This is a genomic window from Rhodobium gokarnense, assembly GCF_025961475.1.
Taxonomy (GTDB): Bacteria; Pseudomonadota; Alphaproteobacteria; order Rhizobiales; family Rhodobiaceae; genus Rhodobium; species Rhodobium gokarnense.
The window spans coordinates 173,161-193,618 of sequence record NZ_JAOQNS010000001.1 but is presented as its reverse complement, the minus strand read 5'-3'; the positions used below and the strand labels follow the sequence as shown (position 1 = coordinate 193,618).

Genomic DNA, 20,458 nt, shown 5'->3' with positions numbered 1-20,458 from the left:
AACCGAGCCATAGCCTGAACTTATCGAACGGCCGCCAATCCAATGTCTAACGGCCGCAAGATTTTCGGAGCGGAGAAATCCGGCAAGAGAACATCCGCTACCGCCAGCGCACAAGAACGCTGAACACTGTGGAGGACACGCCAAAGCCCCGCGATCACGAGGGGATCGCCACCAAACTGGGGAACTTTGAATGTTGTCTACACTCCAAAGCGCTTCCAGGCGTGCGGCTCTGGCTCTGACGGTCACCGTCGGCAGCTGTCTCGCAGCCTCCAGCATCGCACACGCCGGCCCGACGCTCGACGCCGTCAAGGAACGCGGCGTCCTCAAATGCGGCACCTCGATCGACGTTCCGGGCTTCGGCTATCCCGATTCCGACGGCGTCCTGCACGGCATGGACGTCGACTACTGCAAGGCGGTCGCCGCCGCCGTCCTCGGTGACGCCACCAAGGTCGACTTCATCCCGCTGACCACCCAGACCCGCTTCCCGGCCCTGCAGTCGGGCGAGGTCGACGTCCTGTTCCGCCAGGTCACGACCACCTTCACCCGCGACACCTCGCTCGGTTTCCTCTCCGGTCCCTACACCGTCATCGACGGCCAGGGCATGATGGTGCCGAAGTCCCTCGGCGTCACCAAGGCGACCGAGCTGAACGGCGCCACCGTCTGCGTCACGCCGGGCTCCAACTCCGAGCTCAACATTGGCGACTTCTTCCGTGCCCACAACATGGAATTCACCTCCATCGCCATGGACAGCTTCGACGACATGCGCCGTGCCTTCTTCTCCGGCCGATGCGACGTCTTCACCTCGGACCGCACCTATCTCGGCTCGATCCGCGTCCTGTCGAAGAACCCCGACGACTACGTCGTCCTCAACGACGTCATCGCCAAGTCGCCCCTGGCCCCGGTCGTCCGCCAGGGCGACGACGAGTGGTACAACATCATCCGCTGGGTGGTTTACGCCCCGATGATCGCCGAAGAAGTCGGCGTCACCAGCGAAAACGTCGACGACATGCTGGCCTCCAGTTCCTCGCCGCGGGTGCAGCGCCTGCTCGGCAAGCAGGAGGGCCTGGCCAAGGGCCTCGGCCTGTCCGACGACTGGGCCTACAACATCGTCAAGATGGTGGGCAACTACGGCGAGCTCTACGACCAGAACCTCGGCATGAAGTCGCCGCTGAAGCTGGAGCGCGGCGCCAACCACCTCTACCTCAACGGTGGCCTGCTCTACCCGCCCCCGTTCCTCTGAGCCCTGCCGCCCCAACGGCATCCGGACCTATCGACGGCAATCCGGACCTATCGAAACGGTTTCCCGCCCCATGCGGCGGGAAACCGGACCGGGCCCAGACGGAGTAGTGGATACCATGTTGGACGTTACCTGGCGTAAGGCCGGCCTCGATGAGGCGCCTTCGACCACCGCGACCGGCCTCCTGCCGCCGCCGCCGCCGAGCCTGCTCGGCCCCGCGCTCTGGCGCACACGGCGCGGCCGCGCGGTTCTCTGGCAGATCTTTGGCGCCGTCGCCCTCTTCGTGGTGGTGCTGGTCTTCACCCGCATCATGTACGCCAACCTGGTCCGCCAGAACCTCAATCTCGGCCTCGACTTCCTTAACCGCGAAGCCGGCATCGACATTGCCGAGAGCATCATTCCCTACGCCCCGGACGACAGCCTCGGCTGGATGATCCTGGTCGGCGCGGCCAACACCCTGCGCGTTGCGATCATCGCCTGCCTCCTGTCGACCGTCATCGGCGTCGTCGTCGGCGTCATGCGCGTCTCGGAAAACCCGCTGCTGAAGCTGGTGACGGGCGCCTATGTGAACCTTGCCCGCAACACGCCGCAGCTCCTGCAGATCCTCTTCTGGTACACGCTGCTGCTGGAGCTTCCCGTCGTCCGCCGGGCCCTGTCGCTGGGCGACACCATCTTCCTCAGCCAGCGCGGCCTGCAGGTGCCGGCACTGGAATTCGCCGGCAACAGCGCCGGCCTTGCCGTTGCGGCCGCCGCCGCCATCGCGCTGTTTCTTCTGCTCGCGCCGCTGTGGCGGTCCATCTTCGGCCGCACGCCCCATCTCGTCACGCGGCTCGTGCTGGCGCTCATCACCTTTGTCGCCGTCGCGATTTTCGCCGGCACCTTCACCCTGTCGCCGCCGGTGCGCGGCACCTTCAACTTCACCGGCGGCATGACGCTGACGCCGGAATTCGTCGCGCTCACCGTCGCCCAGTCGCTCTATGCCGGCGCCTTCATCGCCGAACTGGTGCGCGGCGGCATCGAAGGCGTCCACAAGGGCCAGCGCGAGGCCGCCGGCAGCCTCGGCCTCTCCAATCTCCAGATGCTGCGCCTCGTCGTCGTGCCGCAGGCGCTGCTGGCGATCGTGCCCTCGGTGACCACGCAATACATCAGCGTCATCAAGAACAGCAGTCTCGCCATCGCCATCGGCTTTCCGGACTTCTTCTGGGCGCTGTCGACGACCATCAACTTTTCCGGCCACAGCATCGAGGGCGTCGCCATCATGGTCGGCGGCTACCTGCTCCCGACGCTGCTCGCGGCAACGCTCATGAACCGCTTCAACAAGAAGCTGGTGGAACGGGGGCAGCGATGACCACCTTCGTACAGGCGCAGCCCATCCCGGCCCAGCCGAACCCGAACAAGGAAGAGCTCTCGGCGGCCCGCCGCTACGGCAAGGTGCTGCTCGGCACACCCACCAACGTCTTCATCACCGTCGGCTGCGTCGTCATCCTGACGCTGGTGGTGCCGCCGCTCTTCCGCTGGCTCTTCAGCGAGGCGGTCTGGTCGGGCACGCCCGAGGAGTGCCGCCGGGCGGCCGGCGCCTGCTGGCCGTTCATCCAGGAAAAGTTCCGCTTCTTCATCTACGGCATGTTCCCGCTGGAGGAACGCTGGCGGGCGACCCTTGCCATCGTTATCCTGTTCGGCATCACCGGCATCGCCATGGTGCCGCGCTTCTGGGGCAAGGGCCTGGTCCTGGCGTGGCTCGCCGCCATCGTCAGCGTGTTCTGGCTGCTGCTCGGCGGCTTCGGCCTTCCGCCGGTGCGCACCGAAATGATCGGCGGCCTGCCGCTGACCCTGCTCTTGAGCCTGACGGTGCTGCCGCTCGGCTTTCCGGTCGGTCTTCTCCTCGCCCTCGGCCGGCGCTCCGAATTCCGGCTCTTCCGCTGGATATCGATCGCCGTCATCGAGGCGTTCCGGGGCTCGCCGCTTGTCGCCACCCTGTTCATCGCCTCGGTGATGCTGCCGTTCTTCCTGCCGGAAGGCATGACCCTGCCGAAGCTGATGCGGGCGCTCGCCGCCTTCCTGATCGTCGCCGCGGCCTATATCGCCGAGGCGCTGCGCGGCGGCTTCCAGGTCATCCCGGAAGGCCAGTCCGAGGCGGCGTTCTCGATCGGCATGAAGCGCTGGCAGATCCTCTTCCTGGTGACGCTGCCCCAGGTTATCCGCCATTCGATCCCCGGCCTCGTCACCATCGTCGTCCTGTTCTTCAAGGACACCTCGCTGATCATCGTCATCGGCATGTCCGACTTCCTGGCGGCGATCCAGCTCGCCTCGCGCGACCCGGCCTGGATCGGCTTCAGCGTCGAGGGCTACGTCTTCGCCGCCGCCTTCTACTTCACCTTCTGCTACGCGCTGAGCCTTTACGCCCTGCGGCTGGAACGCCGGCGCCAGAACCATTGACCTTCTAGAGGGAAACTTGAACCATGCCTGAACTGGCCAGTCGCGTAAGCAATACCCGCCCGTCCGTCACCATGGCCCTGATCCGCCGCGCCGCGGAACTGCGTGCCGAGGGCAAGCAGGTCACGTCCCTGATCGCCGGCGAGCCGGACTTCAACACGCCGGAGCACATCCGCGCCGCCGGCATCGAGGCCATCAAGCGCGGCGACACCCGCTACACCGCCGGCGACGGCACCAACGAGCTGCGCGCCGCCCTCGTCGACAAGCTGCGCACCGAGAACGGCCTGGAATACGCCCCGTCCGAGGTCACCGTCGCCAACGGCACCAAGCCGCTCTTGCAGGCCGCCTTCCTCGCCCTTGCCGATCCGGGCGACGAGATCATCGTCCCGGCGCCCTACTGGGTCTCCTATCCCGACATCGTGCGCCTCACCGGCGCCGTGCCGGTGCCGGTCGTCTGCAGCCAGGAGAACGGTTTCCTGCTGCAGCCGGAGGACCTGGAGGCGGCGATCACCGAGCGCACCCGCGCCGTCCTCATCAACACGCCGAACAACCCGACCGGCGCGGTCTACGACGCGGAGCTGCTGCGCAAGCTCCACGACGTGCTTGAGCGGCACCCGGCCGTGACCGTCGTCACCGACGAGATCTACGAGCACCTGACCTACGACGGCGTCACCGCGCCCTCGCCCGCCTCGGTCGGCGAGGATGCCAAGGCGCGCACCATCGTCATCAACGGCTTTTCCAAGGGCTACGTGATGATGGGCTGGCGCCTCGGCTTTGCGGCCGGCCCGGCCCACCTCATCAAGGGCATGTCGAGCGTCCTCAGCCATATCGCCGGCTCGCCCAATTCGATCTCCCAGGCCGCCGCGATCGAGGCCCTTCGCGGCGACAACAGCTACCAGGCATCGAACCGGGACTCCTATGTCGACCGGCGCGACCTCGCCCTTTCCATGGTCAACCAGATGCCGGGCCTTGAGGCCGTGCGCACCTCCGGCTCGTTCTTCGTCTTCGCCAACTGCGCCGGAACCCTCGGCCGCAAGACCCCGTCCGGGGAGACGATCAACAGCGACGAGGATTTCTCGCGGCTCGCCATCGACGAGGCCGGCGTCCTCGTGGTGCCCGGCAGCGGCTTCGGCCTGTCGCCCTTCCTGAGGTTGTCCTACTCTGTCGACCTTGAGGACCTGCGCGGCGCTCTGGAAAGGCTGCGCCAGTTCTGCAACCGGCTTAGCTGAGCCCCCTTCCGAGCCCGGCTCGTCCTTTCCCGGAAAGACCCTTTCCGGGCCAAGACCCCCTGCCTCCACCGTTCAGGAGATGACAATGAAGATCTGTGTCTACGGCGCCGGTGCCATCGGCGGCCATCTCGCCGTGCGTCTTGCCGAGGCCGGCCACGACGTTTCCGTCGTCGCCCGCGGCCCGCATCTGGCCGCCATACAGGCGACCGGCCTGTCGCTGCAGAGCGACGGCAGGACGGTCACCGTCCACCCCCACGCGACCGACACTCCCGCCGACCTGCCGGTCCAGGACATCGTGCTCGTCACCGTGAAGACGCCGGCGCTTGCCGGCATCGCCGACGGCATCGCGGCCCTTTGCGGCCCCGAGACCGCCGTCGCCTTCTGCGTCAACGGCCTGCCCTGGTGGTATCTGGCGAGCCTCGACGTGCCCCAGGACGCCTGGTCGCCGGCGATCGCCGACATGATCGGGACCTTGAAGGACAAGGTCGGCATTGAGCGCACCATCGGCGGCATCGCCTTTTCGGCCAACCATGTGGAGGCGCCGGGCCTCATCATGAATTCCAGCCCGACGGCCAACAGGTTCGTGTTCGGCGAGGCGGACGAGCGCGTCCGGCCTGCATGCGCGGCCCTCGTCGAGGCCCTTTCCAGCGATGCCCTCAACGCGGTCCACAGCGAGACCTTCGAGCGCGAGATCTGGAAGAAGCTGAGCCTCAACTGCGTGACCGGCGGGATCGGCGCACTGACCGGCATGACCTCGCGCAACCTCCTCATCTTCCCGCCGCTCGCTGATCTGACCCGCGACGCCTGGCTGGAGGTCGGCGCCGTCGCCGCCGCCTTCGGCCTGACCGACGTGCTTGCCCCGATGAAAGAGACGGTCGCCAAGGTCGGCAATCACAAGTCCTCCATGCTGCAGGACTTCGAATTGCGCCGGAAGCCGGAGATCGAGACCCTGATGGGCGGCGTCAGCGATCTCGGCCGGCTGAAGGGCGTTCCGGTGCCGACCATCGACATGCTGCTGGCTCTCACCCGCGCCCGGGCGGAGACGCTCGGCATCGCGCCCTTCCCGAACCCCACCGAGTCCTGAACCCCTCACCCGGCAGATCGCCCATGTCCATCCTTGCCATCATCCTCCCGGTGATCGGTCTCATCGCCGTCGGCTGGCTGGCGCAGAAGACGCGCCTCGTCTCGCGCGCGGCCGAGGAAGGCCTCACCGAGTACGTCTTTTCCATTGCCGTGCCGGCCCTGATCGTCCTCACCCTGACCAAGGACTTCGATAGTGCGGATTTCTCCTGGGCCTACCTGGTCGCCTATTTCTCCGGCGTCGCGGTCGCCTGGCTCGCCGGCATGCTGCTCGCGACCCGGCTCGGCAACGGCACCTGGAAGGAAAGCGTCCTCTTCGGCTTCGTCTCGGCCCAGTCCAACACGGTCCTCCTCGGCATTCCGCTGATCATCCGGGTCTATGGCGATGCCGCGGCGATGCCGATGTTCCTGCTTCTCGCCGTCCACCTGCCGATCATGATGACGGCCGTCACGCTGATGGTCGAAGGCCCGACCTCCGGCACCGGCCTCAGGACGCAATTCGCCAAGATCGGCGGCTCGCTGATCCGCAATCCGATCGTCGTCGCCATGATCGTGGGACTGTTCCTGAAGCTCACGGGCCTGACGCCCGGCGGCATCCTGGCAACGCTCCTGGAGGGCATCGGCAAGACGACCGCGACCTGCGCCCTCCTTGCCATGGGCATGTCGCTGGCGCGCTACAATCTGGTGCGGGGGCTGACCAGCGGCCTGATGCTGAGCCTCGTCAAGCTCGTCATTCACCCGCTGGCGGTCTGGGTGCTGGCCTTCAAGCTGTTCGGCCTGCCGCCCGTGGTCGGCGGCGTCGCGGTCATCTATGCCGCCCTGCCGTCGGGCATCAACAGCTACCTGGTCGCCAAGCGCTACGGCGCGGCGGAAATGGAAGTCTCGGCGACGATCATCCTGGCAACGCTGCTGTCGGTCGTCAGCCTGTTCCTGTGGCTGTCGTTCCTCAACGCGCAATAGGGCCAACCCACCAAGCGGACGGACGGCGTCAGGACGCCTCGCCGCCCCACCGTGCGCCGGTCTCTTTCAGGAAAACGTGCAGCCGGTCCCTGCTGAGCGACAGCGGCACGGTGGCGCCTTCGGTGAAGCGGTTGAGGAAGCGCTCCTCGAAGATCGCCTTGAAGTCGGTGGTGCCGGCCCTCAGCGTGACGATGCCGCGGGCGCCGAGGAGTTCGATGAAGCGGACCGAGAAGGAGATCGTCGCCGCGGTCTCCTCGGCCGGCAGGTCGTCGGGGAAATAAAAGTCGTCCGGCCGGAAGCCGATGGTGACCTTGGTGCCGTCCTCCGGCAGCGAGGACGCCGCGATGGCGCCGATCGGCGTCTCGACCTTACCGCCCGCCACCTTGCCGTCGACGAAGTTCATCGCCGGGCTGCCGATGAAGCCGGCGACCATCAGCGAGGCCGGCCGGAAATAGATCTCCGAGGGCGATCCGATCTGCTCGATCCGCCCCTTGTTCATGACGACGATCCGGTCGGCCATGGTCATGGCCTCTTCCTGGTCGTGGGTGACGTAGACGGTCGTCGCATCGAGGCTGCGGTGGAGCTGCAGGAGTTCCGTGCGCATCTCCACCCGCAGCTTGGCGTCGAGGTTGGAGAGCGGCTCGTCGAACAGGAACAGGCTCGGCTCGCGCACGATCGCCCGGCCGATGGCGACCCGCTGCTGCTGGCCGCCGGAAAGCTCGCGCGGCCGGCGGTTGAGGAGATCGGTGATGCCGAGCATCTCCGCGGCCTTGGTGACGCGGGCAGCGATCTCGTCGGCCGGCAGCTTCCGCGCCTTGAGGCCGAAGCCCATGTTCTGGGCGATCGTCATATGCGGGTAGAGCGCGTAGTTCTGGAACACCATGGCGATGTCGCGCTCGCGCGGCTCAAGGTTGGTGACATTCCGCTCGCCGATCCAGATCTCGCCGCCGGTGGCCGGTTCCAGGCCCGCCAGCATCCTCAGCGTCGTCGACTTGCCGCAGCCGGAGGGCCCGAGGAGGACGGCGAACTCGTGCGGCTCGACGACGAGGTCGATGCCCTTCAGCACCTCAACGGCGCCGAAGCTCTTCGATAGGTCTTTCAGTCGAACGCCAGCCATGGACAGCCCTAGAACTTGACGGCGCCGCCGCCGAGGCCGCGCACCAAATGTTTCTGGATGAAGAAGGAAACGATCAGGATCGGCACCACGGCAATCAGGATGGCGACCGCCATCTTGCCCATGTCGATGCCGCGGAAGGTCCAGAAGCCGGCGATCGCCACCGGCAGGGTCTTGCTCTCGCCGCCGGTGAGGATGAGGGCGTAGAACATGTCGTTCCAGGACAGCACGAAGCCGAACACGGCGGCCGCCGCGATGCCCGGCCGGATCGCCGGCAGGATCACCTTGTAGAAGGCCTGGAAGCGCGTGTAACCGTCGATCATCGCCTGGTCCTCAAGCTCGCGCGGCACGTCGTCGAAAAAGCCGATCAGAAACCAGGTGACGACCGGCACGACGAAGGTGAGGTGCGCAAGGATGACGCCCATCAGCGAGTCGATGAGGCCGAGCTGGTAGAGGATCAGAAACAGCGGCAGGATCAGGATCGCCGGCGGCATCATTTCGGCCGCAAGGATGGTGAAGCGGAACCCGGCGCCGGTCTTGTAGCGCGAGAAGGAGTAGGCGGCCGGCGCCCCCGTGAAGAGCGCGACGCTGACGGTGACGACGGAGACGATCAGGCTGTTGAGGATGTTCTTCGGAACGTCCGAACCGAGCAGCACGTCGTTCCAGTTCTTCGCGGTCGGCGAGAAGGTCCACACGTCCGGCAGCGCAACGACGCTCGCCGGCTTGATCGAGGCGAGAAAAATCCACAGGAACGGGAACAGCACGATGACGATCGCCAGCGCCACGAGGAGCGCAACGGCTAGGCTGGCAAGACGGCTCTGTCCGACGGTGTTGGTCATGAGCCCTACTTCCTCTGCATCGCCGAATAGAGGATGACGACCAGCACCAGGGTGATGGCGATCAGCACGAAGGCCATGGCCGCGGCCTCGCCCATGCGGAAGAACCGGAACCCGGTCTTGTAGATGTGAAAGAGGATGACCTCCGTCGCGTCCCCCGGCCCGCCGCGGGTGATCGCGTAGACATATTCGAACACCTTGAAGGCATCGAGGGCGCGGATGATGAGGGCAACGAGGATGACGGGCCGCAGCATCGGCAGGGTGACGTGCCAGAACGTCATCCAGGGCGAGGCGCCGTCGACCTTGGCCGCCTCGAAGGGCGAGCGCGGCAGCGCTTCCAGCCCGGCAAGGAACATCAGCAGCATGAACGGCGTCCACTGCCAGGCATCGATCAGCATCAGGCTGAAGAGGGCGAGATCGGCGTTGAACCAGTCGACCCCGAGCCCCATCAGGCGCAGATAGTGCGGGATGACGCCGAGTTCGGAACTGAGCATGAAGCGGAACATCAGGCCGACGGCGATCGGCGTGATGAACATCGGCGCCAAGAGCACGGCGCGGGCGAAATTCTGGAACCGCACCAGCCGCTGCAGCAGCAGCGCAAGGCCGAGGCCGAGCACCAGTTCCAGGCTGACGGCACCGGCGACGAACATCAGCGTGTTCGTCATCGCTTTCAGGAACGGCGCGTCGCCGAAGATGAAGAGGTAGTTGTCGAGGCCGCGGAAGCGGACGTCGTAGAGCCGGGTCAGCCGGTAGTCGTGCAGCGATATCCAGGCCGAAAAGACCAGCGGGTAGGCCATCACCGCTGCAAGAAGCAGCGTCAGGGGCAGGATCAGTCGATAGCGCAGCGACACGATGCCGATCTTCCCGTCAGAGGCCAAAAGGACCGCGACCGGCAGGATGGGCGCCGGTCGCGATTGCTTGCTGGAGGACCTATTGGGTCCGTTTCACGCCGCTTGCGGCGGCGTCGAGCGCTTGTTTTACGGTCTTCTGTCCCGAAACGGCCGCGCTCAGCTCCGTTCCGACGATCTCGATCAGCTCTTCGGCATGGGGGCCGGTGGCGAGCGGCGCGGCATCCTCAAGGATGCCCTGCAGCGTCGTGTAGTAGTCCTCGCCGAAGCCCTTTTCCCAGACGTCCTTGTCGTTGATGACGCTGGTGCGCACCGGCGCGCCGCCGGCGATCACGCGTTCCTTGGCAACCTCCGGGCTGGTGATCCAGGAAACGAACTTCCAGGCCGCGTCCTTGTCCTCGGCATTGGCCGGGATGCCCCAGAACCAGGCGCCGAGCGCCGCCTTGCCGCCGGGCACTTCATAGAGCTTGAACTTGCCGGCGAGGTCGCCCGACATGCCGTCCTTGGCGTTCAGCGTCGGCAGCATCCAGTTGTAGCTCAGCATGGTCGCGGCCTTGCCGGAGGACACGGCGCGCAGCGCCTCGTCGAAGCCCCAGTTGAGCGAGTTCTTCGGCGCGGCGGTGTTGTAGGTGTCGATATACATGTCGAGCGCCTTGACGGCGGCGTCGTTGTTGATGATCACCTCACCGTTCTCGTCGAACAGCTCGCCGCCCTCGGCATAGAGCCAGTTCTTCCACTCCTCCATGATCTTGTAGCCCTTCTGGGGCTGCATGGCGGCGCCGTAGAAGTCGTCGGTGGTCAGCTCCTTGACGACGGAAACGTAGTCTTCCAGCGTCGTCGGAACCTCGATGCCTTTCTCGTCGAAGATGTCCTGGCGGACGATCAGGCCGAGGGCGTAGTTGTAGTAGGGAACGCCGTAGGTCTTGCCGTCGACGACGCCGACATCGGCAACGGCCTTGATGAAGTCGTCGTACTTGTAGCCGTCTTCGGCCTTGATGAAGTCGTCGAGCGGGGTCAGGTAGCCGGCGCGCGAGAACTCTTCCATCCACGGATTGTCGATGATGATGACGTCATAGGTGGCGCTCGGCGCCAGGCTCGAGGTCAGGATCTTGTCGCGCATGGCGTCGAACGGCATGGCGTCGAAGGTGACCTTGATGTCGGGGTTCGCCGCCTCGAACTTCTCCGTCAGCTTCTTGACGATGTCGTAGTCCGGCACTTCCTCGATGATGATGTTCAGCTCCGCCGCAAGGCTCGCCCCGGAAATCATCACGGCCGCGGCCCCGGTCATGAGTGTGGTCAGGGACCATTTGCATAGTCTGTTCATCGCTTTTCCTTTCGCTGACAGCGTCTGTTCCGGCGGCCGTCTTGCGGGCCGCGCTCCTCCAAAAGACGCTTAGGATGCGCCCGTCGGGCTCTCGATGGTGCCTTTCTCTCCGCCTTCTCCCCGGTGCCGTCCGTCACATGCGGCACTCTTGTTTTTTGAGGTGTTCTGTTGTCCTGCCGGCCTCCTCAAGTCGTGTAGACGCCGCCCGTCACGTTGATCGCCTGGCCGGTCATGAACCGCGCCGCGTCGGAGGCGAGGAAGACGATGACGTCGGCGACGTCTTCGGGCTCCTCCAGCCGGCCGAGCGGCGTCTGGTCGATATAGGACTGGCGCACGGCCTCCGGCGTCGAGCCGGCGAGCTTTGCTTCCCAGATGACCTCGCGGTCCTGCATGGGGGTGCGCACGAAGCCCGGGCAGACCGCGTTGACGCGGATGCCGTCCCTGGCGTGCTCGCGGGCGAGCGCCTGTGTCCAGCCGACGACGGCGAACTTGCTCGCCGAATAATGGGCAAGGAACGGCGCGCCGACCTTGGCCGCCAGCGAGGCGGTGTTGACGATGACGCCGGGGTGTTTTTTGGCGAGGAAATGCCGGACCGCCGCCTGGTTGGTCAGGAAGACGCCCTTGGCGTTGACGTCGACATTGAAGTCCCAGTCTTCTTCCGTGAGGTCGATCGCCCGCTTCATGCTGGAAACGCCGGCATTGGCAACGACGATGTCGATCGTCCCGAACGCTTCGCCGGCCTTGGCGAACGCCGCCTCGATCGTCGCCCTGTCGCGCACGTCGACTTTGGCTGTAACCGTGCCCTCGTCGAACTCGGCAGCAACGCCCTGGAGCCGCTCGGCATCGATGTCGGTCAGGGCGAGCCGGCAGCCCTTTTTGGCAAAAGCCCTGGCCGCGGCGAGGCCGATCCCGTTGGCGGCCCCGGTGATGAGGACGGTTTTGTTCATTTCGTTCCCACACGGTCGTTATAGCGTCACATTCTCACATAAACGAACACATATCAATCACATTTCGTTTGAAAATGTGCTTTTTCTGTTTTAGATTGACCAAACAAACAAAATTGCACAAACCGGATACATATCGGGCCGCGGAAAAATCAGGCCGGATCGGACCTGGTGCAAATCGGGCCAAGCACAACTCGGGAATGGGTGCTCCTTCATGCCGGACGTCAAAATGCCAGCGGTGCAAAGGCACAAGCTCATCCTGGAAACCGTCCAGGCCGAGGGCTTCGTGACCGTACCGGGCATGGCCGATCTCTGCCGCGTCTCCGAAATGACCCTGCGCCGCGACCTAGACCAGCTCGCCGAGCAGAACGTCCTGGTGCGCACCCATGGCGGCGCGGTCTCGCTGGAGCGCTCCGGCGGCCTCACCGTCGATCTGGTGGAGCCGAGCGTCGATGCCCGCGCCACCCGCAACAGGGCGGCCAAGCAGGCGATCGCCCGGCGCGCGGTCCAGATGATCGATCCGGGGACAAGCATCGCCCTCGATATCGGCACCTCGACCTTCGAGCTCGCCGACCTGCTGCAAGACGTCGCCGTCAACATCTTCACCAACAGCCTGAAGATCGCCGGCCATCTGAGCGCCGCAACGCCCGACGTCTACATGCCAGGCGGACAGGTTTCCGGCACCGAGCCCTCGCTGATCGGCGCCCGGGCCGCCCACTACCTCAACGGCTATTATTTCGACATCGCCTTTATCGGCGTCTCCAGCCTCTCCACCGAGGGGTTCTTCGACTATTCGCTCGCCGACGCGGAGATCAAGCGCACCCTGATCGCCCGCTCCGAGCAATCCGTCGTCCTCCTCGACAGCTCGAAATTCGAGCGCATGTCCGTCGCCCTCGTCGCCAGCATGGGCGAGATCGACGTCCTCGTCACCGACGCCCGCCCGCCCGAACCGCTCGCCGATGCGCTGGCCGATGCCGGCGTGCGCGTCGAGATCGCCGGCTGACGACCACGAAAAGACCAAGAACGAAGGAAAACCAGATGATTTTCGACTTTTTCGGCGACAAGAAGAAGGCCGTGATCGCCATGGCGCATATCGGCGCGCTGCCCGGCTCGCCGCTCTATAATGCCGATGGCGGGATGGCGAAGCTCGTCGACGACGTCGTCAGCGACATCGAAAAGCTGCAGGCCGGCGGCGTCGATGCGATCATGTTCGGCAACGAGAACGACCGGCCCTATCTGCTGAAAGCAACGCCGGAAAGCATCGCCGCCATGACCGCGGTGGTCGCCGCCGCCAAACAGGTCCTCAAGGTCCCGTTCGGCGTCAACTATCTCTGGGATCCGACCGCCACCGTCTCCATCGGCGTGGCCACCGGCGCCTCGTTCGTGCGCGAGATCTTCACCGGCGTCTTTGCCTCCGACATGGGGGTCTGGGCGCCCGACTGCGCGACCCCGTCGCGCCTGCGCCGCAACCTCGGCCGCACCGACATGAAGATGCTCTTCAACATCAACGCCGAGTTCGCCCATTCGCTGGACCAGCGGCCGATCGGCCTGCGCGCCAAGTCCGCCGTGTTCTCGTCCCTCGCCGACGCCATCCTCGTCTCCGGCCCGATCACCGGCCAGCCGGCCGATGCCTCGGACCTGCGCACCGCCGCCGAGGCGGTCGAGGGCATGGTGCCGGTCTTTGCCAACACCGGCGTCAACGTCGACAACGTCCGCGACGTCATGTCGGTCGCCTCCGGCTGCGTCATCGGCACCCATTTCAAGGTCGACGGCGACACCTGGAATTCGGTCGACGGTGAGCGGGTCAAGCGCTTCATGGACGTCGTCAACTCCGTCAGATAGGGCCCCCGCGCCATGGCATGCGTCCTCGGCCTCGACATCGGCACCACGTCGACGATCGGCATCCTGATCTCCCTGCCGGACACGGTGCTGGCAAAGACCTCCCGCCCGGTCACCTTCTCCTCGCCCAGACAGGGCTGGGCGGAGGAGAACCCGGAGGAATGGTGGGAGAACGTCGCCGGGATCGTGCCCGACCTGATCGCCGAGGCCGGCATTAGGGCCGCCGACATCGTCGCCGTCGGCGTCACCGGAATGCTGCCGGCCGTCGTTCTGCTCGACCGTGAGGACCGCCTCCTGCGTCCCTCGATCCAGCAAAGCGACGGCCGCTGCGGCAAGGAAGTGAGCGAACTCGCCGCGGAGGTCCCCGAGGCCGAGTTCGTCCGGAAGGCCGGCAACGGCATCAACCAGCAGCTCGTCGCCGCCAAGCTGCGCTGGATCGAAAAGCACGAGCCGGACGTCTTTGCCGGCATCGACACCGTCTTCGGCTCCTACGACTACATCAACTGGCGGCTGACGGGCATGAAGGCCGTGGAGCAGAACTGGGCCCTGGAGGCCGGCTTCGTCGATCTTTCGACCGGCGACCTTGCCGACGACCTCATCGCGCTGGCCCATATCCCCCGCTCCGCCGTGCCACGCCAGATCGGCTGCCACGAGGTCCTCGGCCCCGTCAGCGCGTCTGCTGCGAAGGCGACCGGCCTGCCCGAAGGCATTCCGGTCGTCGGCGGCGCGGCCGATCACATCGCCTCGGCCTATGCCGCCGGCATCACGAAGCCCGGCGACGTTCTTCTGAAGTTCGGCGGGGCCATCGACATCATGCTGGCCTCGGAAGAGGCCAGGCCCGATCCGCGCATGTTCCTCGACCGGCACCTGATCCCGGGCCTCTTCATGCCCAATGGCTGCATGGCGACCGGCGGCTCGGCGCTCAACTGGTTCGCGGAAAAATTCGCCCGCGGCGAGGCGGAGGCGGCCGCTGGCGCCGACCTCACCCTGCACCAGCACCTCGATGCGATCGCGGCGGAGACGCCCCCCGCGGCCGACGGCGTCGAGATCATCCCCTATTTCCTCGGCGAGAAGACGCCGCTGCACGATCCGGACGCCCGCGGTGTCATCAACGGCCTCAGCCTCAACCACGACATCCGCCATGTCTGGCGCGCATTGCTTGAGAGCTACGCCTATGCGCTGCGCCACCACATCGAGGTCTTCAACGATATCGGCCACCCGACCCTCAGCTACCTCGCCTCAGACGGCGGGTCGGGTTCGCGCCTGTGGATGCAGATCTGCGCCGACGTCCTCCAGCATCCGGTGCAGTTGCTCGTCGGCCATCCCGGTTCGTGCCTCGGCGCGGCCTGGATGGCCGCCATCGGCGCCGGCCTGACCGACGACTGGGACGGGGTCTCGAAATTCGTCTCCTATGGCGAGCGCGTCGAGCCGGACCCGGCTAACGCCGACCTCTATGACGCCGGCTATGCGCGCTTCCGCGCCAACTATGAGGCGCTCGCGTCCGCCCGCCGGACGCTTGCCCAATGACCATCCGCGCCGTTGCCTGGGACGTCGACGGGACCCTCGTCGACAGCGAACCGCTGCACCTGAAGGCCCTGCTGGCGACCTGCGCGGCCTATGGCGTCGACATCTCCGACCTTCCCGACGACCGCTTCGTCGGCGTCAATCTCTACGGCGTCTGGGACGCGCTGAAGGATCGCTTCCCCTGGAGCCTTTCCCGGGATCGGTGGATCATCGTCCTCAACGAGCACTACCAGCGCAACGCCGACAGCCTCAAGCCGATCCCCGGGGCGGCCGAAACCGTGCGGGCGCTCGCCGATCGCGGCATCCCCCAGGTCGCCGTTTCCAATTCCAACCGCATCGTCGTCGACACGAATTTGAAAGCCCTCGGCGTCGCCGGCCTGATGCGGTTTTCCCTGTCCCTCGACGACGTGCCGGCCGGCAAGCCCGATCCCGCCCCCTATCGTGTGGTCGCCGAACGCCTCGGCCTTGCCCCGTCCGAGGTCCTCTCCATCGAGGACAGCCCCTCCGGCATCGCCTCGGCGCGCGCAGCCGGCGTCGTCTCCGTCGGCTTTGCCGCCTCCCCGGTCGATGTCGGCGATGCCGACCGCACGATCGCGGCACTGGACGAAGTGCTCGACATCGTCAGCGCGGCCTGACATCCCCGCCTCGCTTTCAGGGCACCTCCGCAACGCCTGGCGTGTTGAACAGCAATGCCGCTTGGGGATATGTGAGGCGTCAAACCGGCAGGATCGCCGGGAGAGGCCGAAAGCGCGCGTCCAGTGAACATATTGGCAATCGATCTCGGCGGGTCCGCCCTGAAGGCGCGGCTCTATGATGGAACGGACCGGATCCTGGCGAGCGCGCGCCTCCCGGCAGGTTTCTCTCGGCCGGACGAGGTCTCGTCGGAACAGGACCCCGACGAGTGGTGGCGCCTGCTGGAAGCGGCCGTTGCCGAGATCGCCGAGACCGCACGAACGGCCCTTGCCGACACGGGCGCGGTGGCAATCTGCGGCATGACCCGCACCCAGGTCTTTCTGGACGAAGCCGGAAACCCGATCCGGCCGGCCATCGGCTTCAGAGACCGGCGCGCCGAGCGGGTGGCCCTTGAAGCCAGAGAAAAGCTCGATCCCTCGCGCATCCCCGAGGCGGCGAACCTAAACGCCTACCATCCCGCCGCAAGGCTTGCCTGGCTGAAGGACCACGAGCCGGACGCCGCCGCACGGCTGAACGCGATCCTCGAACCCAAGGACTACCTCACCTTCCGCCTCACCGGCGAGAAGATGACCGACCGGATCTCCGAGGCCCGGTTGATCGCGTCCTATGACGGTGGCCCCGCCTCCCTCGCCGCGGCGCTCGGCCTGCCGGACGTACTGCCCCCCATCGGCCAGCCCTGGGACCGGGTCGGCACGGTTCGGGAGGGATTGCCCGGCGCGTTGGGTCTCCTTGCCGGCGCCACGGTCTGTTGCGGCTCCCACGACACCTGGTCGGCGGTCGCCGGCATCGGCGCCATGAACCCCGGCAGCGCCTATTGCATCTCCGGGTCGAGCGAGGTGTTCGGCCTGATGACCGACCGCCCGGCGAGCGCCGAGGGCCTCATCACCCTCGACTGGGGCGACATCTGGCACATCGGCGGACCCGGCCTCAACGGCGCCAACGTGCTCGACTGGCTGCTCGACCGCATTGGGCTCGGCACCGGAAACACGGCTGACGCCATTGCTGCGCTTTTGGCCGAACCGCCCTCGCCCCGCCCCCTGCTCTTCCATCCGTTCCTCTTCGGCGAGCGGGTGCCGTTCTGGGACGAAAACCTCGCCGCGGCGTTTTATGGCCTATCCTCCGAACACGGACGCGGCGATATGGTGCGCGCGGCCATGGAAGGCATTGCGATGGTGAACAGGCGGACCCTGGAGCTGGCGGAAAGCGCGGCGGGAATCCGGGCGAATGAGGTGTTCCTCGCCGGCGGCGGCGCACGCGTACCCGAATGGCCGCAGATCCGCGCCGACATGCTGAACCGCCCGGTCATCGTTTCCGAAGACCCCGAGGCCGGCCTGATGGGCTGCCTCGCCCTTGCCCGGGTCGCGGGCGGCCGAAGGGCAAGCCTTGCCGAGGCCGCGACCGCGCTCGCCCACAAGACCGTTCGCTTTGACCCAAGCCCCGATCGCCGCGAGCGGATGGATTTGCTATACGAGCTTTTCCTTGAAAGCTTCGATACGGTGACGACGATCTCCCGCAAGCTCACCGGCCTCGCAAGCGGCCGGCCCACATGATATCCAGCCGATGATGCCCTCCCCGTTCGCCGCCACGAGACAAAGGCCGTGCCGATGAAGCAGCTCGTCGCCAAATACGGCACCGCCCTTTCCGGCCTCGCCCTGTTCGTCGTCTTCCTGCTGTTCGCGCGCAATTTCGCCTCGCCGGCGAACCTCTTGACCGTGCTGAAGCAGGCGAGCTTTCTGGCGATCTTTGCCTGCGGCTTCACCTTCGCGCTTCTGACGTCGGAGCTCGACCTCTCCTTTGCCAGCATCGCCAGCCTTGCCGCCGTGATCGTCGGCTGGCTCCTCCATTCCGACACGTCCTGGCTCATCGCCGTCGCCGCCGGCCTCGCCATCGGCACAATCGGCGGACTTGTGAACGGGCTCCTGGTGACCGCAATCAAGGTACCCTCGCTGATCGCCACCCTGGGGACTGCCTCGATCGCCACCGGCACCGCCTTCATGGTCACCGGCGGCGTTGCCTTCGTCGGCCGCTTCGATGCGAACTTCCTCGCCCTTGCCCGCGGCAAGCTCCTCGGCATTCCGCTCCTCGTCCTCATCATGTTCGCGATCGTCGCCATTTCCTGGTTCGTCACCCGGCTGACGCCCCTCGGCGTCCACATGCAGGCGACCGGCGAGGCCGAGGGCGCGGCCCACCGCGCCGGCATCGCCACCAAGCGCATGAAGCTCCTCGGCCTGACCCTTTCCGGAGCGGCCGCAGGCGCCGCCGCCGTCCTCCTTGTCGCGAACCTCAGTTCCGCGGCGCCGCAGATGGCCGGGGACTTCCTCCTCAATGCCATCGCCGCCGTGCTCCTCGGCATGACCATGTTCGACCCCGGCCGGCCGAACATCGCCGGCAGCTTCGTCGGCGCCCTGATCCTCGCCGTTCTCGCCAACGGCCTCGTGCTCTTCGGCGCTCCCTATTACCTCCAGGACATCATGCTCGGTGTCATCGTCATCGGCTCGGTCGGCGTATCCGCCAGCGTGCTCAAGAAGGCCGCGTTCTCGGTCTGATAAATTCCAGAAGGAGAAACCAAATGAAGAAAACCCTCATCGGGCTTGCCGCGGCAGCGGCGCTGCTCGCCCAGTCCGCCGCCGCCAACGCCTTTGAAATCGGCGTCGTCGCCTTCCAGATGTCGTCGGAGACCCACGCCCGCGTCGCCAACGCCGTGGAGGCCGCCGCCAAGGAGAAGGGCTGGGACGTCACCGTGCTGAATTCCAACGGCACCCTGCCGACCCACGCCGAGCAGATCGAGAACCTCGTCCAGCGCGGCGTCGACGGCATCATTCTCGCCATGTCGAAGCCCGTCGAATTCGACGCCCAGATGGCCGCCGTCAAGGAAGCCGGCATTCCGCTGATCACCGTCATGAGCGGCGCCAGCCCGCACGCCCTGATGGACGTCCAGGTCAACGAATACGCCGTCGGCGCCTCGGCCGCGCTGTACCTCCTCGGCCAGATCGGCTACCAGGGTCCGATCCTCACCCAGCGCTTTGAATCCAACGTCGGCACCCGCGTGCGCGGCAAGATGCTCGACGTGGTGCTGTCGGAGAACACCGGCGTCGAAGTCGTCGGCACCCACTCCATGGCCCGCACCAAGAGCTGGCGCGAGGACGTGCGCAGCGGCATGAGCGCGCTCATCCTCCAGAACGCCGGTAATTTTAAAGGCATCTGGGCCTCCTTCGACGGTCAGGCCTTCATCATCGATGATCTCCTGAAGGAGCAGGGCATGAACAAGGGCGACGTCGTCCTCGTCTCCATCGACGGCGGCGCGGAGACCTATCGCCGGATCAAGGACCCGGACTCCATGCTGATGGCGACCGTCGCCATTCCGTTCGAGAAGATGGGCGAGGCGGCCGTCGATGCCATGCAGAAGATCGCCGTCGACGGCGCCGACAAGGCGACCATCACCTCCGGCCCCTACCTCTTCCTGGACGCCGAACTGGTCGACGCGGCCAATGTCGACAAGTATCTCGACTAGAAAGCGGACAGGCGGGCGGCTTCGGTCGCCCGCTGCATTCCCATGACCCAGATCCTTTCCGTCCAGGGCGCCTTCAAGAAGTACGGTGCGGTCACCGCCCTCCGCGGCGCCGACCTTTCGGTAACCGCCGGCGAAGTGCATGCGATTTGCGGCGACAACGGCGCCGGCAAGTCGACGCTCATCAAGCTGATCGCGGGCGTCGAGACGCCGGACGCGGGAACCATCGAAGTGCGCGGCACGCCCGTCGCCTTCGACGACCCCCAGGATGCGCTCGCCGCGGGCATCGCCACCATCCATCAGGATCTCGGCCTGGCGCCAGCCATGGCCATCTACCAGAACATCTATCTTGGCTCCGAACTGCGCGTCCGCTTTGCCGGCATCCCGATCCTGCAGAAGCGGGCGATGATGCGCGGCGCGCGGGAGATCCTCGCCAAGATGAACTCGGTCATGACCGACATGACCAAGCCGGTAGAAGCCCTTTCCGGCGGCCAGCGCCAGGCCGTCGCGATCGCAAGGGCCCTGCGCTGGAACGCCGAGATCATCATCATGGACGAGCCGACGGCGGCGCTGGGCGTCCGCGAGACCCAGGAGGTCGTCCGGCTGATCAACGAGCTGCGCAACCGCGGCGCCACCGTCCTCCTCATCAGCCACAACATGGCCGACGTGGTCGCCGTCGCCGACCGCGCGACGATCCTGAAGGGCGGCCGGGCGGTCACGTCCCTGTCCCTGGAGGGCGTCTCGGCCGACGCGCTGGCGAAAATGATCATGGAAGGCGCGGAAAGCGCCGACGACACCGAGGACGCGTGAGGCTCGGGCTTTTTCCTTCGGGCAACCGCGCGCGGAAGGATGCCTTCAATCCGACAACGAAGCGCCCTAGGTTCACCTG

At 66.2% G+C, this 20,458-nt stretch carries 19 protein-coding genes; 14 read left to right on the top strand and 5 right to left on the bottom strand.

What is annotated here, in order from left to right; translation table 11 throughout:
- Positions 1-190 precede the first annotated feature (190 nt).
- The 6 genes from M2319_RS00920 to M2319_RS00895 all read left to right on the top strand — a co-directional run bounded on the left by M2319_RS00920 (position 191) and on the right by M2319_RS00895 (position 6,939).
- Positions 191-1,240 (top strand): amino acid ABC transporter substrate-binding protein, encoded by a 1,050-nt coding sequence (locus M2319_RS00920; protein ID WP_264599549.1) that lies wholly within the window; start codon positions 191-193, stop codon positions 1,238-1,240.
- Between the two features lie 115 nt (positions 1,241-1,355).
- Positions 1,356-2,585, top strand: a complete 1,230-nt coding sequence (locus tag M2319_RS00915; RefSeq protein WP_264599548.1) for an amino acid ABC transporter permease — start codon at positions 1,356-1,358, stop codon at positions 2,583-2,585.
- Complete coding sequence (locus tag M2319_RS00910; protein ID WP_264599547.1) at positions 2,582-3,673, top strand: amino acid ABC transporter permease; 1,092 nt, start codon at positions 2,582-2,584, stop codon at positions 3,671-3,673. The genes M2319_RS00915 and M2319_RS00910 overlap by 4 nt, the downstream gene beginning before the upstream one ends.
- 23 nt (positions 3,674-3,696) lie before the next feature.
- A complete protein-coding gene (locus tag M2319_RS00905; protein WP_264599546.1) occupies positions 3,697-4,899 on the top strand; it encodes a pyridoxal phosphate-dependent aminotransferase in 1,203 nt (400 codons plus the stop codon).
- An 85-nt stretch (positions 4,900-4,984) separates the two neighbouring features.
- Positions 4,985-5,983 carry a ketopantoate reductase family protein gene (locus M2319_RS00900; RefSeq protein ID WP_264599545.1) on the top strand — a complete coding sequence of 333 codons (999 nt, stop codon included), beginning with the start codon at positions 4,985-4,987 and terminating at the stop codon, positions 5,981-5,983.
- Between the two features lie 23 nt (positions 5,984-6,006).
- On the top strand, positions 6,007-6,939 hold the full coding sequence (locus M2319_RS00895; protein WP_264599544.1) for an AEC family transporter: 933 nt from the start codon (positions 6,007-6,009) through the stop codon (positions 6,937-6,939).
- Between the two features lie 28 nt (positions 6,940-6,967).
- Here M2319_RS00895 and M2319_RS00890 read toward each other — a convergent pair whose 3' ends face one another.
- From M2319_RS00890 to M2319_RS00870, 5 genes are all read right to left on the bottom strand, one after another.
- Positions 6,968-8,056: an ABC transporter ATP-binding protein gene (locus M2319_RS00890; RefSeq protein WP_264599543.1), complete on the bottom strand. Its 1,089-nt coding sequence runs from the start codon at positions 8,054-8,056 to the stop codon at positions 6,968-6,970.
- A gap of 8 nt (positions 8,057-8,064) precedes the next feature.
- Positions 8,065-8,892: a carbohydrate ABC transporter permease gene (locus M2319_RS00885; RefSeq protein WP_264599542.1), complete on the bottom strand. Its 828-nt coding sequence runs from the start codon at positions 8,890-8,892 to the stop codon at positions 8,065-8,067.
- A gap of 5 nt (positions 8,893-8,897) precedes the next feature.
- Positions 8,898-9,740: a carbohydrate ABC transporter permease gene (locus M2319_RS00880; protein WP_264599541.1), complete on the bottom strand. Its 843-nt coding sequence runs from the start codon at positions 9,738-9,740 to the stop codon at positions 8,898-8,900.
- Positions 9,741-9,819: 79 nt separating this feature from the next.
- The gene (locus M2319_RS00875; RefSeq protein ID WP_264599540.1) at positions 9,820-11,061 is read right to left on the bottom strand and encodes an ABC transporter substrate-binding protein; all 1,242 of its coding nucleotides are present in this window, start codon (positions 11,059-11,061) and stop codon (positions 9,820-9,822) included.
- A 185-nt stretch (positions 11,062-11,246) separates the two neighbouring features.
- Positions 11,247-12,008 carry an SDR family NAD(P)-dependent oxidoreductase gene (locus M2319_RS00870; protein WP_264599539.1) on the bottom strand — a complete coding sequence of 254 codons (762 nt, stop codon included), beginning with the start codon at positions 12,006-12,008 and terminating at the stop codon, positions 11,247-11,249.
- A 226-nt stretch (positions 12,009-12,234) separates the two neighbouring features.
- Here M2319_RS00870 and M2319_RS00865 point away from each other — a divergent pair, with 226 nt between their 5' ends.
- The 8 genes from M2319_RS00865 (at position 12,235) to M2319_RS00830 (ending at position 20,379) form a co-directional block, all read left to right on the top strand.
- Positions 12,235-13,008: a DeoR/GlpR family DNA-binding transcription regulator gene (locus M2319_RS00865; RefSeq protein WP_264599538.1), complete on the top strand. Its 774-nt coding sequence runs from the start codon at positions 12,235-12,237 to the stop codon at positions 13,006-13,008.
- Between the two features lie 35 nt (positions 13,009-13,043).
- A complete protein-coding gene (locus M2319_RS00860) occupies positions 13,044-13,847 on the top strand; it encodes a BtpA/SgcQ family protein (RefSeq protein ID WP_264599537.1) in 804 nt (267 codons plus the stop codon).
- Positions 13,848-13,859: 12 nt separating this feature from the next.
- Positions 13,860-15,371 (top strand): FGGY-family carbohydrate kinase, encoded by a 1,512-nt coding sequence (locus M2319_RS00855; protein WP_264599536.1) that lies wholly within the window; start codon positions 13,860-13,862, stop codon positions 15,369-15,371.
- A complete protein-coding gene (locus M2319_RS00850) occupies positions 15,368-16,003 on the top strand; it encodes an HAD family hydrolase (RefSeq protein WP_264599535.1) in 636 nt (211 codons plus the stop codon). Before M2319_RS00855 ends, M2319_RS00850 begins: the two co-directional genes overlap by 4 nt.
- A gap of 123 nt (positions 16,004-16,126) precedes the next feature.
- Positions 16,127-17,611, top strand: a complete 1,485-nt coding sequence (locus tag M2319_RS00845) for a xylulokinase (protein ID WP_264599534.1) — start codon at positions 16,127-16,129, stop codon at positions 17,609-17,611.
- Positions 17,612-17,665: 54 nt separating this feature from the next.
- Complete coding sequence (locus M2319_RS00840; protein WP_264599925.1) at positions 17,666-18,607, top strand: ABC transporter permease; 942 nt, start codon at positions 17,666-17,668, stop codon at positions 18,605-18,607.
- A gap of 23 nt (positions 18,608-18,630) precedes the next feature.
- Complete coding sequence (locus M2319_RS00835) at positions 18,631-19,572, top strand: sugar ABC transporter substrate-binding protein (RefSeq protein WP_264599533.1); 942 nt, start codon at positions 18,631-18,633, stop codon at positions 19,570-19,572.
- 42 nt (positions 19,573-19,614) lie between these two features.
- Positions 19,615-20,379, top strand: coding sequence for an ATP-binding cassette domain-containing protein (locus M2319_RS00830; protein WP_264599532.1), 765 nt, complete (start codon positions 19,615-19,617; stop codon positions 20,377-20,379).
- Positions 20,380-20,458 lie beyond the last annotated feature (79 nt).